We start from the raw sequence: 25954 nt of genomic DNA, 5'->3' as shown, positions 1-25954 counted from the left end.
GTATTCGTCGAATGCACCGGGGGGAGTTCCGCCTGAAGCTGCTTTCCCCGTGTTCCTCGTCCTTGCGAAATGCGAGCCGCCCAGGCCGGAACTCAGGGGTTCGGCTGGTGCTCCCGCGCAAGCGAACCTTTGTCACCTCTACGGACTGCTCCGATCCCTCCCACGACCGGCGGGTGGCAGAAAGGCTCGTCCTTACGCACGGGGCAAGATCACAAGGGTCCGGGCCGCAACGGGGAGTGGGTAGGGTCTGTCCCTCTGCGTGCCGAGCGATCCGCGACCATCCCGGACGCATGGGGCCATGGCCTTATCCCCGGCCTACCTAGATGACGCTACGCTTCGGGGTATCCGTGCTTCCTCTTTCCTGCATGCCCTGCGTGCGGATAGACTGGCCCGTCCCGCGAGTGGAGAGCGAGCGACAATTCCCTGCCCCTGCGTGCGGACAGATCCCCGGGTATCGCGAAGGTGTCGTGACTTCCCGCGGATCCCTCCCATGCGCGGCCAGAGCGCCGGGATTGGAGGAAGCGGGGAGCGGCTTCCGCGGGAATGGGGGTCAACCCGGGGTCAGGGTGACGATCTCCTTCGCTTCGCGGTTTTCGAAGTCCGACAGGCGCAGCGTCAGGCGGACGACCCAGAACCCGTCGAGCGGCAGGACGAAACGGGTCGGCTGGCCAAGGTGCAGATCCTGTCCGAACGGGCCGAGGCCATAGGCGGGCTTGGAGAATTCGATGTGGAGCCCTTGCGGGGCGAAGCGCTGGCCCGCGCGTCGCACATCGTCCACCACGACCGTGACCGGTCCGGCCACGGCCGGCGCGACGGTCAGCCGGGCGGAGAGGCCGTCGCTACCCGCAAAGGCGATCTGCTGAACCGCAGGCATCACAGGCAGCGGCAGGGACCGGGGTGGCGGGGTGAAGCGCCAGAGCGACAGCGTGGCGATCACCAGAAGGCCCAGCACCACCTCTGCGGCGATGCTGCGGCAAAGGTGTTGGGGGCAGGCGGAAAAGCGGAACCGGTTCAGCGCCGCCAGCCCCAGCATGGCGAGGACGAGTCCCAGTTTCACCAGCAGCACTTTGCCGTAAGAGGTGGTGAACAGCGCCTCCGCCCGGCCGAGTTGCACCGTTGCAATGGCTGCGCCGCTGGCTACCAGGAGCGCCACGACAACCGGCGCTGCAACGGAAAAGCGGCGAAGGGGAACGGCCTCCCCCGCCCGGAGGCTTGCGGCGAGGGGGAGCAGCATGCCGAGCCACAGCACCGCCCCCAGCACATGCAGCGCCACGGCGGGGCGCATGAGCAGCTGTGGCGGGGCCGTGGCGGCATGTCCGGTGACCGCAGCCGCCGCCATGGTCAGCGCGAGAGCAAGGAGTGAGGACGCGCGCTCCGCGCGACGGATGGGGCTGCAGGCCGTTTCCGCTGCCCCGCGGTCCGCAGGGGCGGCGGCTTGTCTGTCACGGCGGGGGCCAGGAGGGTTGGACCCGTCGTAACCTGACGCGTCAGGGGTGGACGTGTCAGGACCGGACGGAGACGTCAGCCGGGCGAACGCCCTCCGGGGAGCCGGGGCTTCCGCGCGCCGCGCCTCCTCCTGTGGTCCGGCGGGGGGGACATGGTGCGCGCGACTCCGGCGGGCGGCAGCGCCACCGCGAATCCCGCCCGCAAGCGAGACCAGCAGCGCCAGCGCTGTCAGGCCGGAGGCGAGCATTGCCGGGCCGGTCATCGCCTCTGCCCAGGGCGGGGCGGTCAGCAGGGCGGCGAGGGGCAGGCCCAGCAGGTCCAGTCCCTGAAACCCGGCGACCAGCGGCAGAAGCCCGAGGCCGAGCAACGCCACGCTCTTGCCCGTCCCCCAGCGCCCCCCGCCGGAGAAGGCCGCAAAAACGCGCCCCCCCACGGCGAGCAGCGTTGCGGCCAGCAACCCCGCTCGCGAGATCCAGAGGCCGAGGCGGGTGGCCAGCGGCGTGCCGGTTTCCACAGGCGGCCCGCCGCTTGCCTCGCCAATGGAAAACACCGTTCCACCGGACAGGGCGTGACCGTCCGCGGCCGTCGCGCGCCAGGAGAGGACATGACTGCCCTTGCCCGGCAGCACGGGGAGGGGCCAGGTCACCCGGTCGCCGTCCACATGGGCGTTTTCCAGCAGCACCGTCCTCCCGTCCGGCGCGGTCAGCCGCGCCACCAGCGGGCGCACCGGCTCATCGAAGGTGAGCGTGACTTCGGAGGGCGCGGCCTCCAGCACCATGCCGTCGGGAGGCGTGACGGAGATCAACCCTGCATGGGCCTCGGCCCGCCCCGGAAGAAGGACAGGCAACAGCAGGCCAAGCAGGAGCAGGGCGGCAAGGTGCAGGCGGCGGGACACAGGCCGGGGACGGGGATCAGCGAGCATGAGGTGGATCACGGAAGGGCAACGGAAGGGAGCGACTGGAAAAACCCATAGGAAACCGGACCCGGCTTTTCCGGGTGAGGGTGGGAGAGACGGCGGCGCGGCGTGACGGCGGAGGATTTGGTCCCGAGGGAGGCGGCGGGAAATGGCGCGACAGCAAAAGCGCCACAGGGAACCGGACCTCTCCTTTCCCACAGAAGGCAGGAGAGGCCGCGACGCGGCGCGGCGGTGAGGTGCTCCGGGGGAGGTAATGCGGCAGAATGGACAACCGCAAAAGCCTGCGCGAGACCGCCCCCCGCTTTCGCAATAAGGTGGGAGAAATGGAGGCACGGCGACGCGTAGGCATTCGGTCTCGGGGAGAGGCGCAGGAGATAGAGCGACCGTAAAACCCCGCGCGAGGCCGCACCCGCTTTCCCAGAGAATGCAGGAGAACGAAATGCATCGCGACGACAGCGGGGCTCGGTGCGGCGAGGATGATGCAAAGGACGGGACAACCGCAAGCCCTGTCCGGGCGCCCTGGCCTTCCCCGGCGAGGGTGAGGGGGCGCGGCGCGGCGGTGGAGCTTGGCCCCCGGCAGGGTAATGCGGGAGAGGGGATCACGATCCGGGGGCGATGCGCAGACGCGGGGCCGGGTGATCGCTGTCCGGCCCGTCGATCCAGCGGACGACCGTGTCGCCGCAAACCTGCACCACCGGTAGGACCAGATCGCCTCCCCCCGTGCCCTGTGCTTCACCTGCGCCTTGCAGGGTCGCGACAAAGGCGAATTTCTGCTTCGTGCCGTCGGGAAGGGGGCCGCCGCTCCAGCGGATCTCGGTCACGCGGCCCTCTTCCAGAGTCTCGACCTGCCACCCCACCCGGGGTGCGATCAGGATGTTCGAGAGGCCCTCCGGCAAGGCCACGCGGAGCGCGGTCGTCGCGGCGCCCGAGCAGCCGTGGCCGACCTCGAGCGCGATCTCCACCGTCTGGCCTGCGCCGGCCTGTGCGGGGGAGGCATGGATATGGGCGGCGGCGGGCAGGGCCGCGAGCAGCAGCGCGGGCAGCAGCGCCGGGACGGCTGCGAAACGGAGGGTCATGGCATGTCCTGAAACGAGGGAAAGAAACGGGGAGGTCACCAGCTTGCCTCCAGCCCGAGATGGCCGAGCGCTTCGTGGCGCAACTCCGCGAGCCGGGGGTCGCCACGGCGGCGGGGGTAGGGCAGGTCCACCGCCAGATCGGCCACGATGCGCGCGGGACGGGGGCCGAAGACGAGCACACGCTGGGCGAGGAATACCGCCTCCTCCACGTCATGCGTCACGAGGACGGCGGTCAGGCCCGTCTGCTCCCACAGCCGCACCAGTTCCGCCTGCATGGCGAGGCGGGTGAGGCTGTCGAGCTTGCCCAGCGGTTCGTCGAGCAGCAGCAGATTTGGCCGGTTCACCAGCGCGCGGGCCAGCGCCACGCGCTGCGCCATGCCGCCGGAAAGCTGATGCGGATAGGCGGCCTCGAACCCCGAAAGCCCGACGAGCCGGATCGCGGCATCGACGCGGTGGCCTTCGGATTTCAGGATGCCCTGCGCCTCCAGCCCGAGCGCCACGTTCGCCCAGACCGTTCGCCAGGGGAAAAGCGTCGGATCCTGAAAGACGAGGATGCGCGAGGGGTCGGGATCGCCCACCTCCGCCCCGTCCACGCGGATATGGCCCGCCGCGGGATGGTCCAGCCCGGCGATCAGCCGCAGGAGCGTGGACTTGCCGCAGCCCGAGGGGCCGAGCAGCGCCACGAAGGCGCCCGGATCGACGGAGAAGGACACATCGTCCAGCACGGCAAGCGGCGCGCCCTCCAGATCGAATTGGTGAGAGACGCCCGATACCTCGATCCGGCGGCCCGCGGGCGCGGTCTCCGCGGATGCCCCGGGGCCGATCTTCTGATGGGCTACCACCGGACAACTCCTTTCTGCCAGACGAGAACCCTGTCGCGGATGCGGAACAGGAGCGTGATGAGGCCCGAGCACATCGCCGCCATCACGAAAAGCGCGCCATACATGTTGGCATAGGCCGCCCAGCCCTGCGCCCATTGCAGATACCAGCCCAGACCGGCCTCCACCCCCAGCATTTCCGCCACGACCAGCACTGCGAAGGAGGTGGACAACCCCATGAACAGGCCCACGAAGACATGCGGCAGCGCCGCCGGTATCGCGACCTTGAGGATCAGGAACCGGGGGGAGGCGCCAAGGGTACGGGCGATCTCGTAATAGTCGCGGTTCACCGCCGCCACACCCGACCAGGTGAGCACCGCCACCGGAAAGGCGGTGGAGAAGGCGATGAGAAAGACCGAGGCAGAACCGGACGTCGGGAAGATGAAGAACGCAAGCGGCAGCCAGGCCGTTGCCGGAAGCGGCCCGATGTAGCGCAGAAGCGGCGTGGCCCAGTAGCTGACCTTCCGTGACCATCCCATGGCGATGCCGATGGCAAAGCCCGCGATGGCCCCGAAGAAGAACCCCTTGGCCAGCAGCCAGACGGAGAAGGAGGCGCTGTGCAGGATCTTCGGCCAGTCGTAGAGGAACACTTCCAGCATGGCCTGCGGCGTGGGGAAGAAGGGCTGGGGAAGCCAGCCCGTCTTGGCCGTCACCACCGTCCAGATCGCGGCGAAAAGGGCTATGGCGGAGAGCCACGGCCCGCGCGCCCGCATCCACCGTCCTACCCGCCCGAGCCGGTCGCCCGCAAGGCCGAGCAGCAGCAGGAGTGCCCCCGTTCCAAGCCACAGGGCCGTCAGCTCCCGCCCCAGCGGCTGGAACGTCAGGTCGGGCCACAAGGCGAGCAGGGCCGCGGCGGCGAACCACAGAAGCCCGGACAGCACCACGGCTGGTTGCACGGTTCGAGGGAAAACGGCACCGCGGGCGGGGGAGAGGCGCGGCGCGGCGGTGCCGGTTCGGACGCGGGGCTGCACCCCGGTGGCGCTCGCGCCGGTCGCGGCGCTTTGAGGAGCGCGCGCTGTGGCCGAAGCCGTCCTGTCAGAGCCCGTCCTTCGCGGCACCGCCGCTGTGAGACTGTCCGAGGCGGGACTTTCGGAGGCTAGAGCGCTCGGGACTGGGTTGCTCAAGACCGCGTCTTCCAGGACTGCGCTGCCCGAGACCTTGTCGCCCGACACTGCCATACCCGAGACTGCGGTGCCCGAGACTGCGGTGCCCGAGACCGGCGTATGCACGCCGGGGATGTCCGCCCATGCCACTACAGGTTCGGCCACGGCGGGTCTGGGCCCGGTGGGCAGGGGTCTGGCGCGCGCTGCGCCCGATCCGCCGGGAAAATCAATGGATGACATGTTTCCCTCTCAGGCCGTCAGAACGTCGGCATAGACCCGTTCGGCGAATTGCTCGGGGTCGGTGGAGCGGCGGAAGATGTTGATCTGCTTCAGTTCGGCTGCGTATTGCGCGATCTCGGTCCTCAGGTCGGCCCCGGTGGGGGAGTGATCGTGCGTCTGGTCCTTCAGCACCGCAACCAGATCCTCCACCGTGCGGCCGCGCGGGGCCTGGGGCAGGAAGGCCTTGGCGGCATCCTCGGGCCGCGCCACCGTCCAGTCCTGCGCCTCCAGCAGCGCGCGGGTCAGCGCCTTCGCCGTTGCGGGATCGTCACGCACGAGGCTGCCGGACAGGCCCGCGATGCAGCAGACGCGGTTCTGGAACCCGTGATCCAGATTGGAGGCGACCTGCACATATTTGCCGGGCGTGTCCTTCAGCCAGAAATAGGCGCGCGGATCGCCATCCGCGATGGCGTCGATCTCCCCCCGCTCGGCCGCGATCTCCAGCACGTCGCTGGAGAAGGCGCGCCATTTCACATCCGTCTCCGGGTCGATGCCCGACTGGTGCAGCAGGATGGAGAAGAAGTTCTTGCCCGGCGCTGCAAGGTCCGTCACGCCGATGGTCTTGCCCTTCAGCTGTGACAGTTCGGTGATCCCTGTCGATTGCAGCGCGACGAGACGCGAGCACCCGCCATGGGTGCCGGCCGTGATCTTTACGTCGAAGCCCTGCTCCAGCGCTTTCAGCCAGCGCAGCGCCATGCCGATGCCGCCGTCGGCCTTGCCGGTGGCGATGGCCTCCAGTAGTGCCTCGGTGGAAGCGCCGAAGTTCACGATCTCCACGTCGAGGCCGTTTTTCTCGAAGATGCCCTGATCGCGGGCGACGAACACCGGCGCAAGGCAGATGGCGGAGGCGTTGGAGGCGAACCTGATCGGCTTCAGCCCTGCCGCCCCTTGCGCGCGGGCGAGGGACCCCACCCCCAGCCCGAGGAAGGGCGCGGCCAGCCCCACACCGGCGGCGGTTCTGAGCAGGGTTCTGCGGGATGTCGTCATAGGTAATCTCCGGTAAAGGGTGTCATTCTGCGGCATGGCTCTGCGCCCCGGCGGAAGTCAGCGCCCGCACCCGCGGGATCAGGTCGCGCCCGTATTCGAGCGCGTCGGCCAGCGGGTCGAAGCCGCGGATCAGGAAGGTGTCGATCCCCAGCCGGTGGTAATCGACCATCGCATCGGCCACCTGATCGGGGGTGCCGACCAGCGAGGTGGAATTGCCGTTCGCCCCGGTAAGCTGCGCGAGTTCTGTCCACAGGCGCTTGTCGAGCCGCGGCCCCGCCGCCGCTGCGGCCAGCAGGCGGCGGGATCCCTCGTTCGGCGGTGTGCCCGCCCCGACGTTGACCAGCCGTTGCCCGGTCCCCGCAGCGCGGAGTTCGCGGGCGCGGGCGAGGATCCGCCCCGCCTTGGCCCAGGCCTCCTCCTCCGTCCGGCCCAGAATGGGGCGGAGGGACAGGGAGAAACGCGGGGTCCTGCCATGGGGCGACGCCGCAGCCCGCACGGCGGCGATGGTCTCGGCCACCTGCGCATAGGTCTCGCCCCAAAGGGCATAGACATCCGCATGTTTCCCCGCGACCTCGATCGCCGCCGGGGAGGAGCCGCCGAAATACACGGGTACGCCCTCCGGCCCCTCCGGCTTTACGTCAGAGATCCCGCCCGCGATGCGGTAGAACTCCCCCCGGTAGTCGAAGGGCGCGGTCGCCGTCCATTCCTGCCGGACGATGTCCAGATATTCCGAGGTGCGGACATAGCGCTCGTCCTTGGTCAGCCAGTCGCCATCCTGCGCCAGCTCCGCATCGCTGCCGCCGGTGATGATATGGACGGCCACCCGCCCGTCGGTCAGATGGTCGAGCGTGGCGAGCTGCCGGGCGGCGAGCGTCGGTGCCACGAAACCCGGCCGATGGGCGAGCATGAGCTTCAGCCGCCGGGTGTGATGGGCAACATACTGGCCGACATGCAAGCTTTCCGGCGTGGAAGAGTGGAAGGCGAGCAGCACGCGGTCAAATCCCGCCTGTTCGTGGATGGCCGCGGATGCCCGGATGAAGTCGCGGTCGAGGACCGGACCTGTGCGGGGGATGGTTTCGGAAGCGTTGTGGTTTCCGATGAAGCCGATGAACTCGACGGTCATGGGAGGTCCTTTCAGGTCATGTCAGCGGTCGAGCGCGATGCGCCCGGCGTTGGTGAGGATGGTGTCTTCCTGCGGGCTGTGGATGCGTCCACAGAGCACGTCGCGCAGATGCCGTTCGAGCGGGTTCCGCCGCGCGATGGCGTGGTTGCCCCCGAGCTTCAGCGCGCGTTCCACCGCCGCGATGGCGTTCTCGGTCGCCCGGTGCTTGATGAGGCCCGCCTCCGCCGCGGTGGGCGGGGCGCCGCCATCGGTCTCCCGCGCGGCACTGTCGATGAGGCGGCGGGACGTGGCGATCAGCTCCGCGATGGCGCCCGTCTGCTCCTGCACCCGCGGCAGATCCGCCAGCGGATGACCGAGGTTTGCCGGTGCCCGGTCCTTGAGGAAACCTGCGATCCAGTCGCGCGCGGCCTCTGCCACGCCGGTATAGATCGCGCCGATCAGCAGCCCGCCCCAGATCGCCGCCTCATCGGACCGCGCCCCCCACTCGGCGGGCGGGCGGATGTCGGCGGCATGTTCGCGGGGGAGCTGCACCTCCTCCATCACCACGTCATGGCTGCCCGAGGCGCGCAGGCCCAGCGTGTCCCATGTCCGTTCGATCCGCACCCCGCGCGTGGCAAGCGGCAGCAGGAACTGCCCCACGCGCGGCTCCGCCTCGTCCGTGCGCGCCCAGACGAGGCCCCATGTCAGCCCCTCGCAGCCGGTGGAGTAGATCTTGCGCCCCGACAGCGACCAGCCGGTCGGCGTCCGCCGCGCGATGGTGGCGGGCAGGCCGCCGCGGAGCGGGGTGCCGAGATCCGGCTCCACCCGGAGCGCGTTGATGAGCGCGCCCCGCGCCCCCGCCCGCAGCACCGTATTCAGGAGCGCGGGCGCCCACCGGCCCTTCGGCAACGTGGCGAGGTTGATGAAATGCATGGCGAGGATCAGGGCGGCGGAGGGATCGCCTCGGCCGATCTCGCGGATGACCGTTACGGCCTGTGCAAGCTCCGCCCCGGTGCCTCCGAAGGCGGTGGGCGCGGTCAGGCCGAGCAGCCGCTCCTCCGCGAGGCGCCGGAACTGACGGGTGGGGAAGGTGCCCTCAAGATCATCCTCCGCAGCCCATGGGGCGAAGGCTTTGCCAAGCGCGGCGGCGCGGTCCGCGTGGTCTCCGGGCGCGCCGGGCGAAACCGGGGTCGGAAAGGCCGAGATCAGCATGGTTGTTCCGTTCTATTAGTCCATCGTCAAACTATACTAAATGATCCCGCTCTTCTCGCCATTCCAAAGATCCGTCGGGAACAGAAACTCTCTGCTGCGGTCAATCACGGCAGAAGGGATAAATTCTCCCCGGAGCGAGGGCGACGCTGGAGGCGGCGTGGCCAGACACTCGACGCGGGGACACTCGAAGCCAACACCATCGACGCCGGGTCAGCCGGGGGCCGCACATTCACGACACTCAACTGGCGGATTCCGGCGAGGACGGGCCGAATGTGTGTTCTGCTGCTCAATTCATCACAGATGCAGGGATCATTGTGAAAAAGGCCATGAGCATTCGGACGAAAGATACCGGACGCGCGGCGGCGGCAATAGATCAATCACCATCAGTGGGTTACGCGATGGGGATGCCGAACCGCGCGGAAGTGTCGATCATCCGAAATTGGCGTCCGTGCCGAACCAATGCCGACGCAACAGGATTCGAGTTGGATGGGGCCGCCCAGGCAGCGCGACACCCTCTTTTTGTTAAGATACTCTGGTGTGGGGATTATTTTCTAAATACTTCGTTTCGAGCGGAGCATTATCGTTTCGGTATAGCGCCCCATTATGCAGCTTATGAAAATTCATTAGTTTCGCTGATGCCACGCTGCTCCTAACACTTCCAATTGATACTCCGCGGTTCATCCGCGCTGGAAGGAGCTGAACCGTGAACATCCCGATTTCCAACTGTCGCATTGCCCATTTCCCGCGCGGGGCAGCAATCTCTCGCGGAAGCTGGCACGCGGCAGCCCCGTTTCGGATGCTCATGACTGATCCCTGTGGCGAAGCGCCGGAATGGCAAGGGCACAGGTCAACGTCCGCAATCACGCCGAATTCGAAACCGGCAGCCAATATCAACCTGACGAGGCAAGCATGAAACGCCGCGACCAGATGAAGCTCGGCACGTTTATCTACACCTTCGGCCACAACCAATCCAGCTGGCTGCACCCGGGCTCAGATATCAACGGCGCCAACAGTTTCGCCCATATGCACAAGATAGCCAGCATTTCCGAGAAGGCGAAGTTCGATTTCATCTTCCTGGCCGATTCGGCGGCAGCAGCAGTCGGCCACCCGGAAGCGCTGAAGCGCCTGCCGAACAAGATGAACCGGCTCGAACCCCTGACGCTGTTGTCGGCGCTGGCCGTGACGACCGACCGGATCGGTCTCGCCGCGACGGTCTCCACGAGCTACACCGAGCCGTTCAACGTGGCGCGCATGTTCGCCTCCCTCGATCACCTGTCGGGGGGCCGGGCCTGCTGGAACGTTGTCACCTCGGACCATGAGGAGACCGCCTACAACTTCAATCGCAATGGCCTCGATCTGCATGCGCTCCGCTACGAACGCGCCCGCGAATATGTCGATGTCGCCTTCGGTCTCTGGGATGGATGGGAGCCGGACGCGCTCGTGCTTGATCGCGAAGCCGGCATCTATCTGGACCCTGCCAAGGTCCATCCGCTCGATCATGAGGGCAAGCATTTCCAGGTCCGGGGCCCGCTGAATATCGCGCGGTCGCCGCAGGGCCGCCCCGTCATCGCCCAAGCCGGCGGCTCGGAGGCCGGGCTTGAGCTTGCGGCGCAGACTGCGGAGGTGGTGTTCACGCTCAGCGCGACCTTCGAGAAAGGCCGCTCTTTCTATGAGAACCTCAAGGGCCGGATGGAAAAATACGGGCGTCCGCGCGATTCACTCAAGGTGATGCCGGGTCTCATGGTCAATGTGGGCCGTACGGAAGCCGAGGCTCAGGCCAAGATCGACTACATTCTCGACCGCATGAACCCGAAGGTCGGCCTGCAGGCTCTGGGCGAGTTCCTGGAAGCCGACCTATCCGATCTTCCGCTGGACCAGCCGCTGCCTCGCGAAAAGCTTCCCATGGCGCCGAAGGGTTCAAAAGCGCTGTTCGACAGTCTGATCGACTTCGTCTCGGAGGGTCACACGCTCGGGGAGCTGATCCGGCTCTATGCCGAAAAGCAGACCGGAAACGGCATCAAGGGTACGCCCCGGCAGATCGCCGACTTCATGGAGGAGTGGTTCATTGGCGGCGCGGCCGACGGCTTCATGCTGATGCTGCCGACCTTGCCCGCGTCGCTGCAGGATTTCACCGAACTGGTCGTGCCGGAGTTGCAGCGCCGGGGCCTGTTCCGGCACGAATACGAGGGGCGCACCCTGCGCGATCACCTCGGTCTCACCGTTCCCGACAGCCGCCATGTCGCGGCCGCCCCGGCCCCTGCAATTCCGACTGCCAAGTGCCCCTGATCACCCCCAAAGCGAGGACGCGATGAAAAGCAGACTGTCATTTGTTTTTACCCTGGCCGGATTGCTTGCGGCTACCCAGCCCGTTGGCGCGGATGTCCTTGCCGACGTGAAGAAGGCGGGCGAACTCAGGATCGGGACGGAGACGGAATTCGCCCCGTTCGACTATGTTGACGCGGGCGATCACGTCGGCTTCAACGTCGATCTGTTCAACGAGGTCGGCAAGGAACTCGGGGTCAAGATCGGCTGGATCGCCCTGCCGTGGGCCGGTGTCCTGCCGGGTCTCGAGACGAAGAAGTTCGATATGGTGGCGGGCCCTGCGGTCATCACCAAGGCCCGGATGGAGCGTTACGCCTACTCTGCGCCCATTGCCGATGGCACGGTGACGCTGGTCAAGCGGGCAAACGACGACTCGATCCAGAAGCCCGAGGATATCGCCGGAAAGGCCATAGGGGGCGCCAGGTCTTCGTCGCAGCTCGCCCAGATGAAGGCCTTCGCCGAAACCCTTAACCCGCAGCCGACCGTACGCGAATATGTCGGGGTGAACGAAGCGTCGAGCGACCTCGCGGCCGGCCGCATCGCTGCAATCGCGCAATCTCTGCCAAGCGGCACGTTTGCTGCGAAACGGCGCCCGGACACCTTTGCGGTCGTGATGCCTCCCTTCGGCGAGAAGGCCTATTTCGGCTATATGTTCAGGAAGGACGCTGACTCCGCCAGCCTTCTCGATGCGGTCAACGAAGTGATCGACAGGATGAAGGCCGATGGTCGGCTGGCCGCCATGCAGACGAAATGGTTCGGCGTCGTCTTCGAGACGCCCGATCGTGTGACGGACCCGGCGCTATGACCGGGCCGGCCCAGCCAGCCGCGAAAGTGAAAGGCCAGGTCGCAGGACGCACCGCTTGGCGGGCCGCCTCCCGATGAGCTGGAAACTCTTTTCGCTTCTTCTTGAGGCGGCGGTCACGACCGCCTGGATCAGCGCGATTTCGATCAGCGCCGGATTGACGCTCGGCCTTGTCATCTGCACGGCAGGGTTCAGCCGGCGGACGTGGGTTGCCGGGGCCGCCCGCCTCTATGTCAGCTTCTTTCGCGGTGTCCCGCTACTTGTGCAGTTGCTGCTCGTCTATCACCTGTTGCCGGTCCTCGGCCTCAACGTGTCGAGCAATGTCGCAGCGATCATGGCGTTGACGCTCTGCAGCGCGGCCTATCAGGCGGAGAACCTGAAGGGCGGCTTCCTGTCGGTGCCGAATGGGCTGGTCGAAGCGGCCCAGATGGTCGGGATGACGTCCTTTCAGCGGTTCCGCCGGATTGTGGCACCCGTGGCGCTCCGTCTGACGATACCGGCCATCGTGAACGAGGCTGTCGCCATCCTGCACGCTTCCGCGCTGGTTTCCGTGGTCGGAGTGATGGAGCTTACCAAGATGACCCGCGACCTTTCTGCATCCACGCTGGAGCCGTTGCCGCTCTTCCTGATGGCAGGCGCGATATACATCGCGATGAACATCGTACTGACCACCGCCGGTGCAAGGGCGGAGCGTCTCTTCAGGTTGCCGGGCACATGAGTTTTGACATCGCTCTCATGGCCGACAAGCTGCCCGCTCTGGGATCGGCGGCTCTGGTCACGCTCGGCCTGTGGATCGCGGCGCTCGCCGCCTCGCTCGTGGTGGGGCTGGCGATAGCGACGGGCCGGCTTCTCGGCGGGCCGGTCGTCAACACCGTCCTGCGGCTTTTTGTCGAGATGATCCGGGGAACGCCCTTCCTGATCCAGCTCTTCCTGCTTTACTTCGGCGGCCCCTCGCTGGGGATCACTCTGGATCCTCTTCCGGCGGGCTTCATCGCGCTCACGATTTTCGGTGGATGCTACATGAGCGAAGTGTTCCGCACGGGCTTCCGGGCCGTTCCGCGCGGGCATATCGAGGCAGCCGAATCCGCAGGTTTCACGCGGTTGCAGGTTCTGCGCCGCATCATCGTTCCCGAGATGCTCGTTCTGGTCCTGCCCGCAGGCGTCAACATCGCAATCGGCCTCATCAAGGAGACAGCAGTGCTCTCAATCATCGGGGTACCTGAACTCGCGGCGATCGCCGGAGAGATCGGGGCGGAAACCTATGCCTTCGTCGAATCTCTGTTCCTCCTGTCGATCTGCTACTGGCTGCTGGTGGAGATATGCGGCCGTCTGGGCCGTCTGGCCGAGGCTCGTCTCTCGAACTTCCGGTTCGCGGCATGACGGCTCCGGCAGTGACAGTGAGGGGCCTGTCGAAGCGGTTTGCCGACACGCCCGTTCTCGACCAGATCAGTTTCAACGCTCCCTCGGGCGAGGTGACATGCCTGATCGGTCCCTCCGGGTCCGGCAAGAGCACGCTGCTCCGTTGCATCGCGACGCTGGAGGAACCCAGCGAGGGTGAGATCACAATCGTCGGTCACCCGACGCGGCAGCAGGGCCGGAACGGCAAATCTCTGCCCTTGCCGGCGGCGCAGCTCCGCGCGCTCCGCAGCCACGTCGGCATCGTGTTTCAGCAGTTCAACCTCTGGCCGCATATGACGGCGCTCGGAAATGTCTCCGAGGCGCTCAAGACCGTGCGCGGAGTTTCACGGCCCCTCGCCGAGGATATCGCGCGGGCCAAGCTCGACGCGGTGGGCCTTTCCGATCGCGCCTCCTATTATCCGGCGCAACTTTCGGGGGGGCAACAGCAACGCGTCGCCATCGCGCGGGCGCTCGCGCTTGAACCGAAGCTGTTGCTGTTCGATGAGCCGACCTCGTCCCTCGATCCCGAACTGACCGGCGAGGTGCTGAACGTGATGCGGAAGCTTGCGCAGGACGGCATGTCCATGATCGTCGTCTCGCATGAGATCGGCTTCGTGGCGTCGGTCGCCAGCAAGGTGATCTTTCTGGATCGCGGTCGTGTGATCCTGGACGGATCGCCGCAGGAGGTCTTCGCCAAGCCCCGTCAGGAGCGGATGACGCGTTTTCTTGATACCTATCTCGACCGTGACGCGATGATCCTCGCCTGACGGACGGCGGTTTCCCGCAGACTGCATGGCGGGGCTTCTGCCCGGGGTTTCGGCCTGCTCTCCCGAACCTCGGGCGGATTTCCGGTTTAGCCGGGGCCGCTCCGGGGTCGTCGATCGGTTTCCAAACCTGTTCCGGCAGGAGAGGGCGGAGCCTGCCGCCATGGGCGGCGTGGTCAACGGCGGAGCGAGAAGCTCCTGTGCCATCCACGCCATCAGAGATATGCGCGCTCCCCATCCCACCGTCCAGCACGGCCGATCTGACGAGAGGTCCGGTCCCCCGGCGTCATATGATGCGGCGGACACACATTGCTCGCCCGGTGGGTCGGCGCGGATACCCGTTTCAAGATGGGGATGTCGGCTGGCGTCCCGCTACGACAAAAACCGCATCCCGGGCTTCATCGACGTCGCTTGCAGCAGGCTACGGCTACGCCATTTGGCAACATGACCTGGCCAGCGAGCCAGTTGATGAGGGCAGCGCTCTGAGGCACGGCGATCGCGGCAACTTTGCAAAAGCAACATCTCGCGCAGGCCACAACAGTAAGCTTGGCCCAAACTCAGTGACGACCGTTGGCCACGCGATCCTGCGAATAACGGGGATGGTCGAACCCAAAGTGACCTGCGTCCCTCAAATATCCCGGTACGAAAGTCGTATTGTGATAATATCTTTCGTTACCTAATCTTGCAGGCGATTCCTGCTCCCGTTGATACTTGCTCCGAAGATGCGGAGGTCTTCATTCCGGCGTGTGGTGTTCTTGAACCGGAGGGAATCTGTGGCCGATCATCTGATCCATGCTGATGAACTGCCGGTTTGGGTGCCCGGCGAGACGGTCGTGGAAAGCCGGGGGCTGGGGTGGAAGGGTGTGGCGCAACGCAGCTTTCTCTACAAGGGGCAGGATGTGCTGATACCGCCGATGGACGATTTCATGATCGTTCAGTATCGGCATGGCCTGACCCCGATGGACCGTGAATTTGACGGGCGATGGACCCGAACCCAATGTGGCCCCGGTGACTTCTCCCTGCTATCGCGCGCCATGCAGTCCCAGTGGAACTGGACCGAGGGGCTGCATGTCGCGCATGTCTATCTGAGCAACGATCTGATGGCACGCGTCGCCCGCGACATCTGTGACGGTGAGATTGGCGTGATCTGCCTGCATGATGTCCTTCAGGGCAATGACCCGGTGATCGGCCATGTCGTCGATCAGCTGACGCAAGAGGCCGCGGAGAGCGGTGAGGGCGGCCCGCTTTATGCCGAAGCGCTGAGCATACAGCTGGCCGTCCATCTGCTGCGTCACTATGCTTCGATCACCCAGAAGCCCTGCAAACAGAGGCACGCGTTTTCGGAAAGTGAAATGCGGCGGCTGGATGAATACATCAACTCAGAGCTTGCCACGGGGCTGACGCTTGAACGTCTGGCCGAAAACTTGGCCTTGGGGTCTGGGCGCTGAACCTCCGGCTGCGGCAAACCGTCGGAAAATCGACCTATGCCTATGTGCAGGAAAAGCGGGTCTCGCAAGCCTCTGACCTGCTGTGCAAAAGCGATCTGCCGATCAAGGCGGTGGCCACGGCCTGCGGGTTTTCGGATCAGGCCCATATGACGCGGACATTGCGAAAGGCGCTCGGCACGACCCCGGCGCAATTGCGCAAGTCGCGTTCCTGATTGCGGATCATTCAAAAAATCGCTTGCGGATGTTCAAGACCGGCTCTGTCGGTTTGCTAAACTTGGCGTCTTGGGCACTGCGCATTGGAATTGGGAGGTTCCGCGCAACGGCCCGACTTCGACCGCAAGGAGGCGGTCATGCAGGAGGATCTCATGCTGGACTCACATCAAACCGCCCCGGTGGCGGCCCGAAATCCCGTTCCTGAAACGCTTGACGCGCTGGTGATCGGCACGGGCGTCGCGGGGCTTTATCAGCTTTACCAGCTGCGCAATCTGGGCCTCAAGGCCCATGCCTGCGACACGGCCGGCGATGTCGGTGGCACTTGGTTTTGGAACCGCTATCCGGGCGCCAAATTCGACAGCGAAGCATATATCTACCAATATCTTTTCGATGAAGACCTGTACAAAGGCTGGACATGGAGCGAGCGCTTCCCCTCCCAGCCCGAGATCGAGCGCTGGATGCACTATATCGCCGACAAGCTTGATCTGCGGCGCGACATCAGCTTTTCCACGACCGTCACCGCCGCGACCTTCGACGAAGACCGTCAGCTCTGGCGGGTCAGCACCGATCAGGGCGACGTGATCGAGACGCGCTTTCTGATCGGCTGCACCGGTATGCTGTCGGCTCCGCTCGAGGACCGCTTCCCCGGCCAGTCAAGCTTCGAGGGCATGATCCTGCATACGGCACGCTATCCACGCGGCGGCCTTGACCTTGCGGGCAAGCGCGTGGGGGTGATCGGCACCGGGGCCACCGGCATCCAGGTGATCCAGACCATCGCCGCCGAGGTTGCATCGCTGACCGTCTTTGTCCGCACGCCGCAATATGTCCTGCCCATGAAGAACCCGAAATACGGGCCGGACGAGGCGGCATGGTACAAGGGCCGGCTGGACGAATTGCGCCAGAACCTGCCCAATACTTTCACCGGCTTCGAATATGATTTCGAACACAAATGACACGAGCTGACCCCCGATCAGCGGCGCGCGATACTGGAAGAGATCCATGCCGACGGCTCGCTGAAACTGTGGCTGTCGTCCTTTGCCGAGATGTTCTTCGATGAAGCGGTCAGCGAAGAGATTTCCGAATTCGTTCGCCAGAAGATGCGGGATCGGCTGAAAGACCCGGAGCTCATCGATATTCTGGTGCCCAAGCCCGGCGATTATGGCTTTGGCACCCATCGCGTCCCGCTGGAAACCAATTATCTCGAAGTCTATCACCGCGACAACGTCAAGGCCGTCAGCCTGCGCGACAATGGTATTGCCGAAATCGTTCCCGAAGGCGTCAAGCTGGAAGACGGCACCGTCTATCCGCTGGATGTCATCATCATGGCGGTCGGTTTCGACGCAGGCTCGGGCGCGCTCAGCCGGATCGACATTCGCGGCCGCGATGGTGTTTCGCTGCGCGAGGAATGGGCCAAGGACATCCGCACCACGCTGGGGCTGATGAAACACGGCTTTCCCAATCTGTTCATGACCGGCGCACCGCTCGCCCCCTCGGCGGCGCTGTGCAACATGACGACCTGCCTGCAACAGCAGGCGGAATGGATCACCGACTGCATCAGGCATCTGGAAAGCACCGGTCAGAGCGTTATCGAACCCACGTCCGAGGGGGAGGCCGCCTGGGTCGAGCATCATGACGAAACGGCCAATGCGAACCTGATTTCGCGCACCAACTCATGGTATACTGGGTCGAACGTCCCCGGAAAGCCGCGCAGAGTGCTGTCCTACACAGGCGGCGTCGGTACGTATCGCGCGAAATGCAGCGAGGTCGCGGCAAATGGCTATGCGGGCTTTGCCCTTGGCCGCAGCAATGCAGAGCAAGCCGGTTGACGCCGCAATCGCTCCGCTGGTTGCATGGCGGGGCGGCCCCATGTCTTCAGGAAACACAACATGAACAAGACTTTCAACGCCGATGACATCCTTCAGCAGACCGTTTCCGCCACGCCGGGAGTGCCGGGCGTGGTGGCGATGGTGACGGACCGGGACGGTAATCTCTATGAGGGCGCGTCGGGCGTGCGGCGTCTTGATCGTCCCGACCCGATGACCACCGACAGCGTCTTTGCGCTGTTCTCGACCACCAAAGCCATCACCAGCACGGCCGCCTTGCAGCTTGTCGAAGACGGCCGGCTGGATCTGGACGCTCCGGCCTCGCGCTATGCGCCCGCCATCGGGGCGTTGAAGGTCATCGACGGGTTTGAACCGGACGGCGAACCCCGCCTCCGCGCCCCGAAACGCGACATCACGACCAAGGATTTGCTGCTGCATCGGGCGGGCTTTGGCTATGATTTCTTCAACGAAACCTATAGGCGCCTTGCCGAGGAACAGGGCCAGCCCAGCGTCATCACCGCATCGAAGGCCGCGCTGACGAGGCCCCTGCTGTTCGATCCGGGCGCAAAATGGGAATACGGCTCGAACATCGACTGGCTGGGTCAGGTGATCGAGGGCATCGCCGGCGAGCGGCTGGGTCAGGTCTTTCAGAAGCGCATCTTCGAGCCCCTCGGCATGACCGAGACCGGCTTCGAGCTGACCGAGACCACGCGCAAGCGGCTGGCCGGAATGCACCAGCGGCTGCCCGATGGCACGCTCGAGGCCAATGATTTCGAACTGCCCGCCAATCCAGAAGTGCATATGGGCGGGCATGGGCTTTACGGAACCGTCGGCGATTACATGCGCTTCATCCGCATGTGGCTGAATGACGGTCGCGGCGAAGGCGGTCAGGTGCTGCACCCCGAGACGGTGGCGATGGCCGAAAGGAACCATCTGGGCGATCTGAAGGTCACCATGCTGCCCGGTGTCATCCCGACCCTCTCGAATGATGCGGAGTTCTTCCCGGGTCAGTCGAAGTCCTGGTCCTATGGCTTCATGATCAATGACGAACAAGCGCCCACCGGGCGTCCGGCAGGCGCACTCGGCTGGGCGGGGCTGGCCAATCTGTTCTACTGGATTGACCGAAGGAACGGCCTAGGCGGCTACTGGGCGACGCAGATCCTGCCGTTCGGCGATCCCGCGTCTTTCGGGGGATACATGGCGTTTGAAAGCAAGGCTTATCAGTCGCTGGTCCAATGAATCGAAAGCCCGGCCGTCATGGCGGCCGGGTTGTACTAGGGATGCTGGAGGCTGATGGGGTCGACTTCTTGCTCAGGAAATCGCGGCGCCCTTCGCATTATGATCGGCATAATTTTATTCAATCGCAATGGGTTGAGGTGGTGCGGCGCACCGCGCGAATATGCCCTTCCAAGACCTTCTGCCGACGCTGGAGCCGGATGGGCGTCTCCACCCGGATCATGATCCGCCTGGCCGTACAGGCCGCGAGCGAGAGGAGGATCACGATCGATGTGAGCAGGCGAACGCCATGCGTTCGAGGGAGCCTGCGCAGGTATCTGAAAGCCCATCACACGGCTTGCGGCCTGTGTTGGAAAAACGTGGACGACTGATGCCGCCCAAAGGGCGGGACGAAAGCCCCACAGTTACCGAGGCGACAAGGTCGCCTGATCCTTATGTTCGTTACTGCAGGGGCCGTCGCCATGCGGAGCGGTCTGCCGCAGGCGGACTGCATGCCGGTGGACAGAAACTCGAAAGCCGACTGGTTCAGAGATGCGTTGAAAGAAAAAGGGATAATGGCCTGCATCTCCGGCCGGAAGAAAGCCGTCAGGCACGGCAGATGCCGCTACAAGCGCTGGTATCGCTTAGAGATCATGTTCGGCAGGCCGAAGAACTGGAAGCGCGTTGCCACCCCATATGACTGGTCGTTGGTTCTCTCCCCGAAGCCGTTCTGCGCCCGGTTGCTTGGTGCGATTCCGGGCCACTCGATCTGGAGCCCTGCCGCGAAGGGCAAGATCGTGCTACTGGCCAGTTCCGTTCCATAGCACGTTGGCTCTCTGGCGCGTGTCGGGGTTATGGCCGCGTGCGGCGTCTGCAAGCTGCGCGGCGGGGGCGATAACCGGTTTCCGGTCTCCCTGATGGACCATCCACCCCAGAGGAAACCGGCAATGACCAAGTTCGAACATGCCGCGGATGCCCGTGTTCTGGCAGGCGCGCACGCGGGTGGCGGATCTAGCGGACGACGAACCCATGCGCGTAAGGGTCCCGGTCGTCGATGAAGATGGTGTTTATCCCTGTCTGACGCGCCCATCCGCCTATCGAGGGGATGATCGCGGAACGATTGGCGACGGAGGTCTCGGCCTCTACCCGGCCCTTGAAGATCGAGCCGATGATGCTTTCATGCCAGAAATCATCCCCCACTTTCAGCCTGCCTTTTGCGGCGAGCTGTGCCATCCGCGCGGAAGTGCCGGTCCCGCAAGGGGAGCGGTCTATGGCCTTGTCGCCGTAAAATACCGCATTGCGGGCGTGCGCGCCTTCGACCGTGGGCGCGCCTGTCCACTGAATATGGGACAGGCCGTTGATCCGGTTGTCTTCGGGGTGGCTGAAATCGTATTTCTCGTTCAGCGCGCTTCGCAGCTTCGGGGAAAACGCGATCAGCTCTCCGGCGGTGAAATCCGCCATGTCCCTGAATGCCCTTTGCGGCTCGACGATAGCGTAGAAGTTGCCGCCATAGGCGACGTCCACGACGATTTCGCCCAGACCATCCACATGGGCCGTCAGTCCCTCGGCATAAAGAAAGGACGGGACATTGGTCAGCCTGACTTCTTCGACGAAGCGGCCTTCCTGACGGTATTCGATATCCACCCGCCCCGCTGGTGCGTCTATGGAGAGACGTCCCGGCGTGCGCGGTTGGATCAGCCCGTTCTCGATCCCCATTGTGATCGTTCCGATGGTGCCGTGGCCGCACATCGGCAGGCAGCCGGAGGTTTCGATGAACAGCACCGCCACGTCGCAGTCCTCCCGCGTCGGCGGGTAGAGGATGGAGCCGGACATCATGTCGTGTCCTCTCGGCTCGAACATCAGGCCGGTGCGAATCCAGTCGAACTCGCGCAGGAAGTGCGCGCGGCGCTCCAGCATGTCCCGGCCTTCCAGCCGGGGAGCGCCCCCCGAGACCAGACGGACGGGATTGCCGCAGGTATGGCCGTCAAGGCAGGAAAACGTGTGGTTGGTCATCGCCGGCACCTCAGAAGCGTTGGGGTGAGAAGGGAGAGAGGTCGATTGCGGGGGGCGCGCCCGTCACCAGATCGGCTACCAGCCGGGCCGTCGCGGGGGATTGGGTCAGTCCGAGATGGCCGTGCCCGAAGGCGTAGATCACCCGCCTGCTGGCGGACGAATGCCCGATGGCGGGCAGGCTGTCGGGAAGGGACGGGCGGAAACCCATCCATTGCACCCCGCCGCTCGTCTCCAGCCCGGGCAGGAACTCCTTTGTCTTCCGCAGCATGGCTTCCGAACGGCGGAAATCTGGCGGCAGGCGCAGCCCGCCCAACTCCACCGCGCCGCCGACCCGAATGCCGGTGGACAGTCGTGTCACCACGAAACCGTGGCCGCCGAAGGTGATCTGAAGGCGCAGGTCGAAGGCATCCGGGGGGAGGGTGGTATTGTAGCCCCGCTCCGTTTCCAGCGGAATTTGGTCCCCCGCGCTACGCGCGACGCGGTGCGAGAACGCGCCCGCGGCCAGAACGACCTGTCGGGCGCGGAACGTCCGATCCGTGGCTTGCAGGACGACCGCTTCGTCCGTGGGCTGCAGGGCCAGTATCTCCGCCCGCCCGATCAGCCCCCCCTCCGCACGGAAGCGTTCGGCGAGCCTCAGCGTGTATAGCCTCGGATCGGCGATGGAGTACCATTCCGGCGTGAAGGTGCCATGGGTGAAACGAGGGGAGAGGCCGGGCTGAAGTTCCGCCATCTCCTCGGCAGCCATGTGGTGGAAGGCGATCCCGTGCGCCTCGCGCGTGGCCCATCCGGGAAGCGACGCGGTGAGTTCGGCCTGCGATTCATAGACCTGAAGATTGCCCCGCTTTGCCAGCATCCCCGAGGTGCCTGTGCGGGCGAGGAAGGGTTCAAGCTCGGATTTCGACAGGTCCATCAGGGCAGTCTGCGCCGTGGTTGAGGCAGCTACCCTGTCAGGCGCGCAGGCCCGCCAGAAGCGCAGCATCCACGGGGCGATGCGGAGCGCATAGGCGGGCGGAATACTGAGCGGTCCGAGCGGATCCACCAGCCAGCCCGGCGCCTTGCGGAGAATGCCGGGCGAGGCAAGAGGCAGGATGTCGGTAAAGGCAAAGGCACCCGCGTTCCCGGCAGAGGCCCCTGCCGCTGGTCCTTCGCGATCCAGAACGATGACGGAAAGCCCGCGTGCCTGCAGGGCCAGTGCCACGGAAAGCCCTATGACGCCCGCACCAACGACCGCCACATCCGGGACGGAGGGAGTGGGAGCGGAAACTGATGAGGGGTCAACCGGCATTGCGTCTCGTCCGCGGATCATGAATACAATTAGTATGCAAAAATGGCACCCGCAAGCTGTTCCAGTCCAAGGTCCTGTTGACCCCTCTCTGGCGCGGATTGTATGCGCTTACGGAACAAACAAGGGGCAACGGCATGGCGACGACGACAGAGGATCTTCGGCAGCGGATCGACGGCATCCTGCGCAGCGCGGGGCTGAATGCGTCGCAGGCAGAGGCCATGGCGCACACCTTTGCCGCGGCTGAGCGCGATCACTGCAAGTCCCACGGTATCTACCGGATCGAGGGAACGCTGCGGACGGTAAAGGCGGGAAAGGTCGATCCGCAGGCGGAGCCGCTTCTCCTGCCGGATGACGGAACGGCCTTGATCCGTATCGACGCACGCGGCGGGTTTGCCAATGCCGCCTTCGATCTTGGCCTGCCGGAACTGGTGGCAAAGACGAAGCGCCTCGGCATGGCCGCGATGGTCATCAACGATTGCACCCATCTCGCTGCCCTCTGGCCGGAGGTGGAGGCCCTTACCGCGCATGGGCTGGCGGCGATGGTCATGTGTCCGAGCTATGCCACGGTTGCGCCGACGGGGGGCACCACACCGCTCCTCGGAACCAATCCCTTTGCCTTCGGCTGGCCCCGGATCGGGACGGACCCGTATGTCTTCGACTTCGCCACGTCGGTTGCCGCGCGGGGAGAGCTGGAGCTTTACCGCCGCGCCGGGAAACCCTTGCCGGAAGGTTGGGCGCTGGACGCCGATGGTCAACCCACCACCGACCCGGAAGCAGCGCTGGCCGGTGCCATGCTGCCCTTCGGCGGTCACAAGGGGTCTGCCATCTCCACCATGATCGAACTGCTCGCCGGTATCATGATCGGTGACCTGACCAGCCCGGAAGTACTTGATTTTCTTGGAACCACAACGTTGGCGCCCCGACATGGGGAACTGATCCTCGCCTTTTCGCCGGAGGTCTTTGCCACGGGTCGCCCGGGAGATCCCTTTGCCCGCGCGGAAATCCTGCTTGAGGCGATCATCGGGCAGGGCGCGCGTCTGCCCTCCCAGCGGCGGTTCCGGGCCCGGGCGGAGACCGCGGCGCAGGGTATCTCCCTGACTGCGGAGGAAGAAGCGCAACTCGCGCGGTTCGCGGCAGAGGGGCTTGCGGCGGTCTGAAACCGACGCCCCCGGGCATCACGCCAGATAGGGCCGGACTATCTCTGCCTGCGCCCAGTCCGCGTACCATTTGTCGAACAGTGTCAGTTGCTGTTCGACCCACCCTCGCTGACTTGCCGAAAGGGCATCGGTGTCGTTGAAGTGAAGCGTGTATTCCGCATCACCCTTCAACACCATCATATGCTTGAAATAGAGCACGAGGTCCGGCCCCGCATCTACCTTGGCAAGCTCATAAAGCGCGGCGTCCAGTTCCCTGGCGAGCCTGCGTGCGGCGACATCCCCGCCTGCGGCGGCGCGGCAGAGGTTGGTCAGCGTCAGGATCTCCCGCGGTAGAACGCAGCCGATGCCGGTGATGGCGCCGCTTGCACCACAGTTGACATAGCCATGGAACACGGAGGTATCGACGCCGATCATCAGCGTCACGCGGTCATCGCGGCTGGTAATATGCTCCGCCGCATAGGAGAGGTCCGCATCCCCGCCGAATTCCTTGAAACCGACAAGGTTGGGATGATCCGCCCTGAGGGCGAAGAACAGGTCCGCACGGGTTGCAAAGCCGTAATAGGGGCTGTTGTAGATGACCGCCGGCAAGTCCGGCGCCGCGTCGAGGACAGCCTTGAAATGGGACTTCTGCGCGGCGATCACGGAACCGCGGGAGAGGACGCGCGGGATGACCATCAACCCCGCCGCACCGACTTTCTGTGCATGGGCGGCGAGTGAGACGGCAGCCGCAGTGTTGATCGCGCCGGTGCCGACGATCACCTTGAGGCCCGCGTTCACCAGACGCTCGACACCCTCCATCCGCTCTGCATCGGTCAGCAGCGGCCAGTCACCCATGGAGCCGCAATACACCACCGCCGACATGCCCAGCGAAACCAGCTCTTTCGCCTTGCGGACGAGCGCGTCGAAATCCGGGCTTCGATCGGCCCGGCAGGGCGTCATCAGCGCCGGGATCGTTCCTGAGAAGATGTCGCTATCCATCTGGTTCCCCATTCTCAACGCCGAAGGCGAATCCGCTAATCACGGACAGTATAGTTGTTGCATTTTATTTGTCGACATAAAGCGGAGACACAGTAGCGGGACGGCTCAGTGACGGGAGTCCGCAGCAAATTGGGCTGCGCTGCTCTTGCGCCCCTTGTTTCTCCGCGGCGTCGATGGGAACGGTAGTTCCCGGCGCTGATACGCCATCCTGTCAAAGAAGACAGAACCTGTTCAGCGCCTCCTGTGGACCGACAGGCGGAAGAGCAGAACCGAGCGAGGGCGCGACAAGTGCCGGAACCTGCCCGCCCTGAAGCGAGAAGGACATCATCAGCCGGTTGAAGCGCCGTGCCGGGGCGGTGTCACCAGTTGGCCGGGTAGGGTGAGCAATGCCGGACCAAAGCAGCATCTGCATTGCCTGATTGAGAAGCCCGGGCTGGGGCACGAACTGCTCCAGTTCCGCTACGGTTGCCGGTCCTGAGGCCAGGCGGTTGAGCAGCGGGGAGAAGATTTCCTGCGGCCCTTCGACGGCGCCAATGCGGGTGCTGAAGGTAAGGCCGCCAGAGGAGGGTGCACCGGGAAGGGCCGAGAAGGTCTGGCGACGTAGCGCGTCCAGATGGTCCCCCGCCGCCAACCTCTGAGGCGTTTTCATGTAGAGATCGAGCCGCAGCGCCTGATTTCGGGCAAAGTCCTTCAGGGTTTCGCGCAGGGGCAGGTCTGGCTCCTGTGCGATCAGGTCCTGCGCCTGTGCCGGGAGAGACAGTGCATCGATATTCTCTATGGGCGTCGCGCTCCCGACATGCTCCAGACCCTCGGCTCCCATCGCTGCGATGACATCGGCCACGGCGAGCGGGTGAAACTCCGGGGTCAGATAGTCATGTGCGACATATGCCGGGTCCTCTCGCGTCAAGCTCTCCAACGTGCCAGCCGCATGCGGGTGAAGGGCAAAGAAGCCGGCGCCGCTTTCCTGCAGCGCTTTCAGCCGGTTCAGGCCGGTTGCAATCCGCTCGGACCCCGGGGGAAGCGCCGCGAAAAGGGCGTGGAACGCCTGGAACGCCGCACCGCCGGGCAGTGTCATGTAATGGAGAAGGAAAACTCCGCCGGGTTTCACGCTGCGCCCCGCAAAAGCTGCGATTGCCGCGCGGGTGTTCGCGCCGACCCAGGAGTGAAGTCCGTGGCAGAGTAGCACATCGACGGGATGCGGAGAAAGCCGGGCGATGTCGGCGACATCGAAACGGATGTTGCCGAGACTGGCGCGCGCCGCCACATCGCGGGCCCGGGCGATGTGTTCCGGGTTCAGATCCCAGCCGTGAAAGGAGATGTCGGGATTGGCCGCGGCGAGCGCGAGCAGGCCGAAACCGGGGCCGCAGCCGATCTCTCCGTAGGAAAGGCGGCCTTCGGGCGCCTTTACCCCAAGCGCGGTGAGCACGGAGCCCAGCCACAACGGCGCATGCTCGCGGTGGAAGCGCGCGGGATACTGGATTTCGGTGAGATAACTGGACATGGCGCAAATCCCCCGACCTGTGTGGCGGTCGGGGGA

23 protein-coding genes are annotated in these 25954 nt (G+C 65.1%); 12 read left to right on the top strand and 11 right to left on the bottom strand.

What is annotated here, in order from left to right; translation table 11 throughout:
- Nucleotides 1-550 precede the first annotated feature (550 nt).
- The 7 genes from CDV49_RS05095 to CDV49_RS05065 form a co-directional block, all read right to left on the bottom strand.
- A complete protein-coding gene (locus CDV49_RS05095; RefSeq protein ID WP_088214483.1) occupies nucleotides 551-2368 on the bottom strand; it encodes a copper resistance CopC/CopD family protein in 1818 nt (605 codons plus the stop codon).
- Nucleotides 2369-2961: 593 nt separating this feature from the next.
- Nucleotides 2962-3438 carry a YcnI family protein gene (locus CDV49_RS05090; RefSeq protein ID WP_088214482.1) on the bottom strand — a complete coding sequence of 159 codons (477 nt, stop codon included), beginning with the start codon at nucleotides 3436-3438 and terminating at the stop codon, nucleotides 2962-2964.
- A gap of 35 nt (nucleotides 3439-3473) precedes the next feature.
- Complete coding sequence (locus tag CDV49_RS05085) at nucleotides 3474-4280, bottom strand: ABC transporter ATP-binding protein (RefSeq protein WP_256947247.1); 807 nt, start codon at nucleotides 4278-4280, stop codon at nucleotides 3474-3476.
- Nucleotides 4274-5287, bottom strand: a complete 1014-nt coding sequence (locus CDV49_RS20660) for an ABC transporter permease (protein ID WP_256947246.1) — start codon at nucleotides 5285-5287, stop codon at nucleotides 4274-4276. The genes CDV49_RS05085 and CDV49_RS20660 overlap by 7 nt, the downstream gene beginning before the upstream one ends.
- A gap of 381 nt (nucleotides 5288-5668) precedes the next feature.
- Nucleotides 5669-6685, bottom strand: coding sequence for an ABC transporter substrate-binding protein (locus tag CDV49_RS05075; RefSeq protein WP_088214480.1), 1017 nt, complete (start codon nucleotides 6683-6685; stop codon nucleotides 5669-5671).
- A gap of 22 nt (nucleotides 6686-6707) precedes the next feature.
- Entirely contained in the window at nucleotides 6708-7808 is a 1101-nt protein-coding gene (locus CDV49_RS05070) for an LLM class flavin-dependent oxidoreductase (protein WP_088214479.1), read from the bottom strand.
- A 21-nt stretch (nucleotides 7809-7829) separates the two neighbouring features.
- On the bottom strand, nucleotides 7830-8999 hold the full coding sequence (locus CDV49_RS05065; RefSeq protein WP_088214478.1) for an acyl-CoA dehydrogenase family protein: 1170 nt from the start codon (nucleotides 8997-8999) through the stop codon (nucleotides 7830-7832).
- Nucleotides 9000-9908: 909 nt separating this feature from the next.
- Between CDV49_RS05065 and CDV49_RS05060 the strand changes: the two genes are divergently transcribed.
- The 11 genes from CDV49_RS05060 to CDV49_RS05020 all read left to right on the top strand — a co-directional run bounded on the left by CDV49_RS05060 (nucleotide 9909) and on the right by CDV49_RS05020 (nucleotide 19808).
- The gene (locus CDV49_RS05060; protein WP_088214538.1) at nucleotides 9909-11285 is read left to right on the top strand and encodes an LLM class flavin-dependent oxidoreductase; all 1377 of its coding nucleotides are present in this window, start codon (nucleotides 9909-9911) and stop codon (nucleotides 11283-11285) included.
- Nucleotides 11286-11307: 22 nt separating this feature from the next.
- Nucleotides 11308-12126: a transporter substrate-binding domain-containing protein gene (locus CDV49_RS05055; RefSeq protein WP_088214477.1), complete on the top strand. Its 819-nt coding sequence runs from the start codon at nucleotides 11308-11310 to the stop codon at nucleotides 12124-12126.
- 55 nt (nucleotides 12127-12181) lie between these two features.
- A complete protein-coding gene (locus tag CDV49_RS05050) occupies nucleotides 12182-12841 on the top strand; it encodes an amino acid ABC transporter permease (RefSeq protein ID WP_256947245.1) in 660 nt (219 codons plus the stop codon).
- Entirely contained in the window at nucleotides 12838-13503 is a 666-nt protein-coding gene (locus CDV49_RS05045; protein WP_088214475.1) for an amino acid ABC transporter permease, read from the top strand. Before CDV49_RS05050 ends, CDV49_RS05045 begins: the two co-directional genes overlap by 4 nt.
- On the top strand, nucleotides 13500-14288 hold the full coding sequence (locus CDV49_RS05040) for an amino acid ABC transporter ATP-binding protein (protein ID WP_088214474.1): 789 nt from the start codon (nucleotides 13500-13502) through the stop codon (nucleotides 14286-14288). The genes CDV49_RS05045 and CDV49_RS05040 overlap by 4 nt, the downstream gene beginning before the upstream one ends.
- A gap of 770 nt (nucleotides 14289-15058) precedes the next feature.
- Nucleotides 15059-15733, top strand: coding sequence for an AraC family transcriptional regulator (locus CDV49_RS05035; RefSeq protein ID WP_218821885.1), 675 nt, complete (start codon nucleotides 15059-15061; stop codon nucleotides 15731-15733).
- Nucleotides 15730-15945 (top strand): helix-turn-helix domain-containing protein, encoded by a 216-nt coding sequence (locus tag CDV49_RS21050; RefSeq protein ID WP_218821895.1) that lies wholly within the window; start codon nucleotides 15730-15732, stop codon nucleotides 15943-15945. The genes CDV49_RS05035 and CDV49_RS21050 overlap by 4 nt, the downstream gene beginning before the upstream one ends.
- A gap of 153 nt (nucleotides 15946-16098) precedes the next feature.
- A complete protein-coding gene (locus CDV49_RS20800; RefSeq protein ID WP_256947244.1) occupies nucleotides 16099-16899 on the top strand; it encodes a flavin-containing monooxygenase in 801 nt (266 codons plus the stop codon).
- 90 nt (nucleotides 16900-16989) lie between these two features.
- Nucleotides 16990-17772: a hypothetical protein gene (locus CDV49_RS20795; RefSeq protein WP_256947243.1), complete on the top strand. Its 783-nt coding sequence runs from the start codon at nucleotides 16990-16992 to the stop codon at nucleotides 17770-17772.
- A 60-nt stretch (nucleotides 17773-17832) separates the two neighbouring features.
- Nucleotides 17833-19008 (top strand): serine hydrolase domain-containing protein, encoded by a 1176-nt coding sequence (locus CDV49_RS05025; RefSeq protein WP_088214473.1) that lies wholly within the window; start codon nucleotides 17833-17835, stop codon nucleotides 19006-19008.
- Nucleotides 19009-19496: 488 nt separating this feature from the next.
- Nucleotides 19497-19808: a hypothetical protein gene (locus tag CDV49_RS05020; RefSeq protein WP_218821884.1), complete on the top strand. Its 312-nt coding sequence runs from the start codon at nucleotides 19497-19499 to the stop codon at nucleotides 19806-19808.
- A gap of 187 nt (nucleotides 19809-19995) precedes the next feature.
- Here the strand turns inward: CDV49_RS05020 and CDV49_RS05015 are convergent, their stop codons facing one another.
- Entirely contained in the window at nucleotides 19996-20997 is a 1002-nt protein-coding gene (locus CDV49_RS05015; RefSeq protein WP_088214471.1) for a 4-hydroxyproline epimerase, read from the bottom strand.
- Between the two features lie 10 nt (nucleotides 20998-21007).
- Nucleotides 21008-22282, bottom strand: coding sequence for an NAD(P)/FAD-dependent oxidoreductase (locus CDV49_RS05010; RefSeq protein ID WP_088214470.1), 1275 nt, complete (start codon nucleotides 22280-22282; stop codon nucleotides 21008-21010).
- Nucleotides 22283-22416: 134 nt separating this feature from the next.
- Here CDV49_RS05010 and CDV49_RS05005 point away from each other — a divergent pair, with 134 nt between their 5' ends.
- Nucleotides 22417-23439 (top strand): Ldh family oxidoreductase, encoded by a 1023-nt coding sequence (locus CDV49_RS05005; protein ID WP_088214469.1) that lies wholly within the window; start codon nucleotides 22417-22419, stop codon nucleotides 23437-23439.
- Between the two features lie 18 nt (nucleotides 23440-23457).
- Here CDV49_RS05005 and CDV49_RS05000 read toward each other — a convergent pair whose 3' ends face one another.
- Together CDV49_RS05000 and CDV49_RS04995 are read right to left on the bottom strand one after the other, a co-directional pair.
- Complete coding sequence (locus CDV49_RS05000; protein WP_088214468.1) at nucleotides 23458-24417, bottom strand: dihydrodipicolinate synthase family protein; 960 nt, start codon at nucleotides 24415-24417, stop codon at nucleotides 23458-23460.
- 211 nt (nucleotides 24418-24628) lie between these two features.
- Entirely contained in the window at nucleotides 24629-25918 is a 1290-nt protein-coding gene (locus CDV49_RS04995; RefSeq protein ID WP_088214467.1) for a class I SAM-dependent methyltransferase, read from the bottom strand.
- Between the last annotated feature and the right edge of the window lie 36 nt (nucleotides 25919-25954).

Origin of the sequence: Haematobacter genomosp. 1, assembly GCF_002196855.1 — a bacterium.
Classification (GTDB): domain Bacteria; phylum Pseudomonadota; class Alphaproteobacteria; order Rhodobacterales; family Rhodobacteraceae; genus Haematobacter.
Note: the sequence above shows the minus strand (reverse complement) of the source record. Positions and strands in the feature narration are given on the sequence as shown.

Bases quoted from the DNA above. Each gene is read 5' to 3' on its own strand.
- CDV49_RS05025 (WP_088214473.1), top strand. From the start codon at position 17,833: ATGAACAAGACTTTCAACGCCGATGACATCCTTCAGCAGACCGTTTCC.
- CDV49_RS20800 (WP_256947244.1), top strand. From the start codon at position 16,099: ATGCTGGACTCACATCAAACCGCCCCGGTGGCGGCCCGAAATCCCGTT.
- CDV49_RS05075 (WP_088214480.1), bottom strand. From the start codon at position 6,685: ATGACGACATCCCGCAGAACCCTGCTCAGAACCGCCGCCGGTGTGGGG.
- CDV49_RS20795 (WP_256947243.1), top strand. From the start codon at position 16,990: ATGTTCTTCGATGAAGCGGTCAGCGAAGAGATTTCCGAATTCGTTCGC.
- CDV49_RS05020 (WP_218821884.1), top strand. From the start codon at position 19,497: ATGCCGGTGGACAGAAACTCGAAAGCCGACTGGTTCAGAGATGCGTTG.
- CDV49_RS05045 (WP_088214475.1), top strand. From the start codon at position 12,838: ATGAGTTTTGACATCGCTCTCATGGCCGACAAGCTGCCCGCTCTGGGA.
- CDV49_RS05060 (WP_088214538.1), top strand. From the start codon at position 9,909: ATGAAACGCCGCGACCAGATGAAGCTCGGCACGTTTATCTACACCTTC.
- CDV49_RS04995 (WP_088214467.1), bottom strand. From the start codon at position 25,918: ATGTCCAGTTATCTCACCGAAATCCAGTATCCCGCGCGCTTCCACCGC.
- CDV49_RS05090 (WP_088214482.1), bottom strand. From the start codon at position 3,438: ATGACCCTCCGTTTCGCAGCCGTCCCGGCGCTGCTGCCCGCGCTGCTG.
- CDV49_RS05095 (WP_088214483.1), bottom strand. From the start codon at position 2,368: ATGCTCGCTGATCCCCGTCCCCGGCCTGTGTCCCGCCGCCTGCACCTT.
- CDV49_RS05010 (WP_088214470.1), bottom strand. From the start codon at position 22,282: ATGCCGGTTGACCCCTCATCAGTTTCCGCTCCCACTCCCTCCGTCCCG.
- CDV49_RS05000 (WP_088214468.1), bottom strand. From the start codon at position 24,417: ATGGATAGCGACATCTTCTCAGGAACGATCCCGGCGCTGATGACGCCC.
- CDV49_RS05070 (WP_088214479.1), bottom strand. From the start codon at position 7,808: ATGACCGTCGAGTTCATCGGCTTCATCGGAAACCACAACGCTTCCGAA.
- CDV49_RS05055 (WP_088214477.1), top strand. From the start codon at position 11,308: ATGAAAAGCAGACTGTCATTTGTTTTTACCCTGGCCGGATTGCTTGCG.
- CDV49_RS05065 (WP_088214478.1), bottom strand. From the start codon at position 8,999: ATGCTGATCTCGGCCTTTCCGACCCCGGTTTCGCCCGGCGCGCCCGGA.
- CDV49_RS05005 (WP_088214469.1), top strand. From the start codon at position 22,417: ATGGCGACGACGACAGAGGATCTTCGGCAGCGGATCGACGGCATCCTG.
- CDV49_RS05015 (WP_088214471.1), bottom strand. From the start codon at position 20,997: ATGACCAACCACACGTTTTCCTGCCTTGACGGCCATACCTGCGGCAAT.
- CDV49_RS05040 (WP_088214474.1), top strand. From the start codon at position 13,500: ATGACGGCTCCGGCAGTGACAGTGAGGGGCCTGTCGAAGCGGTTTGCC.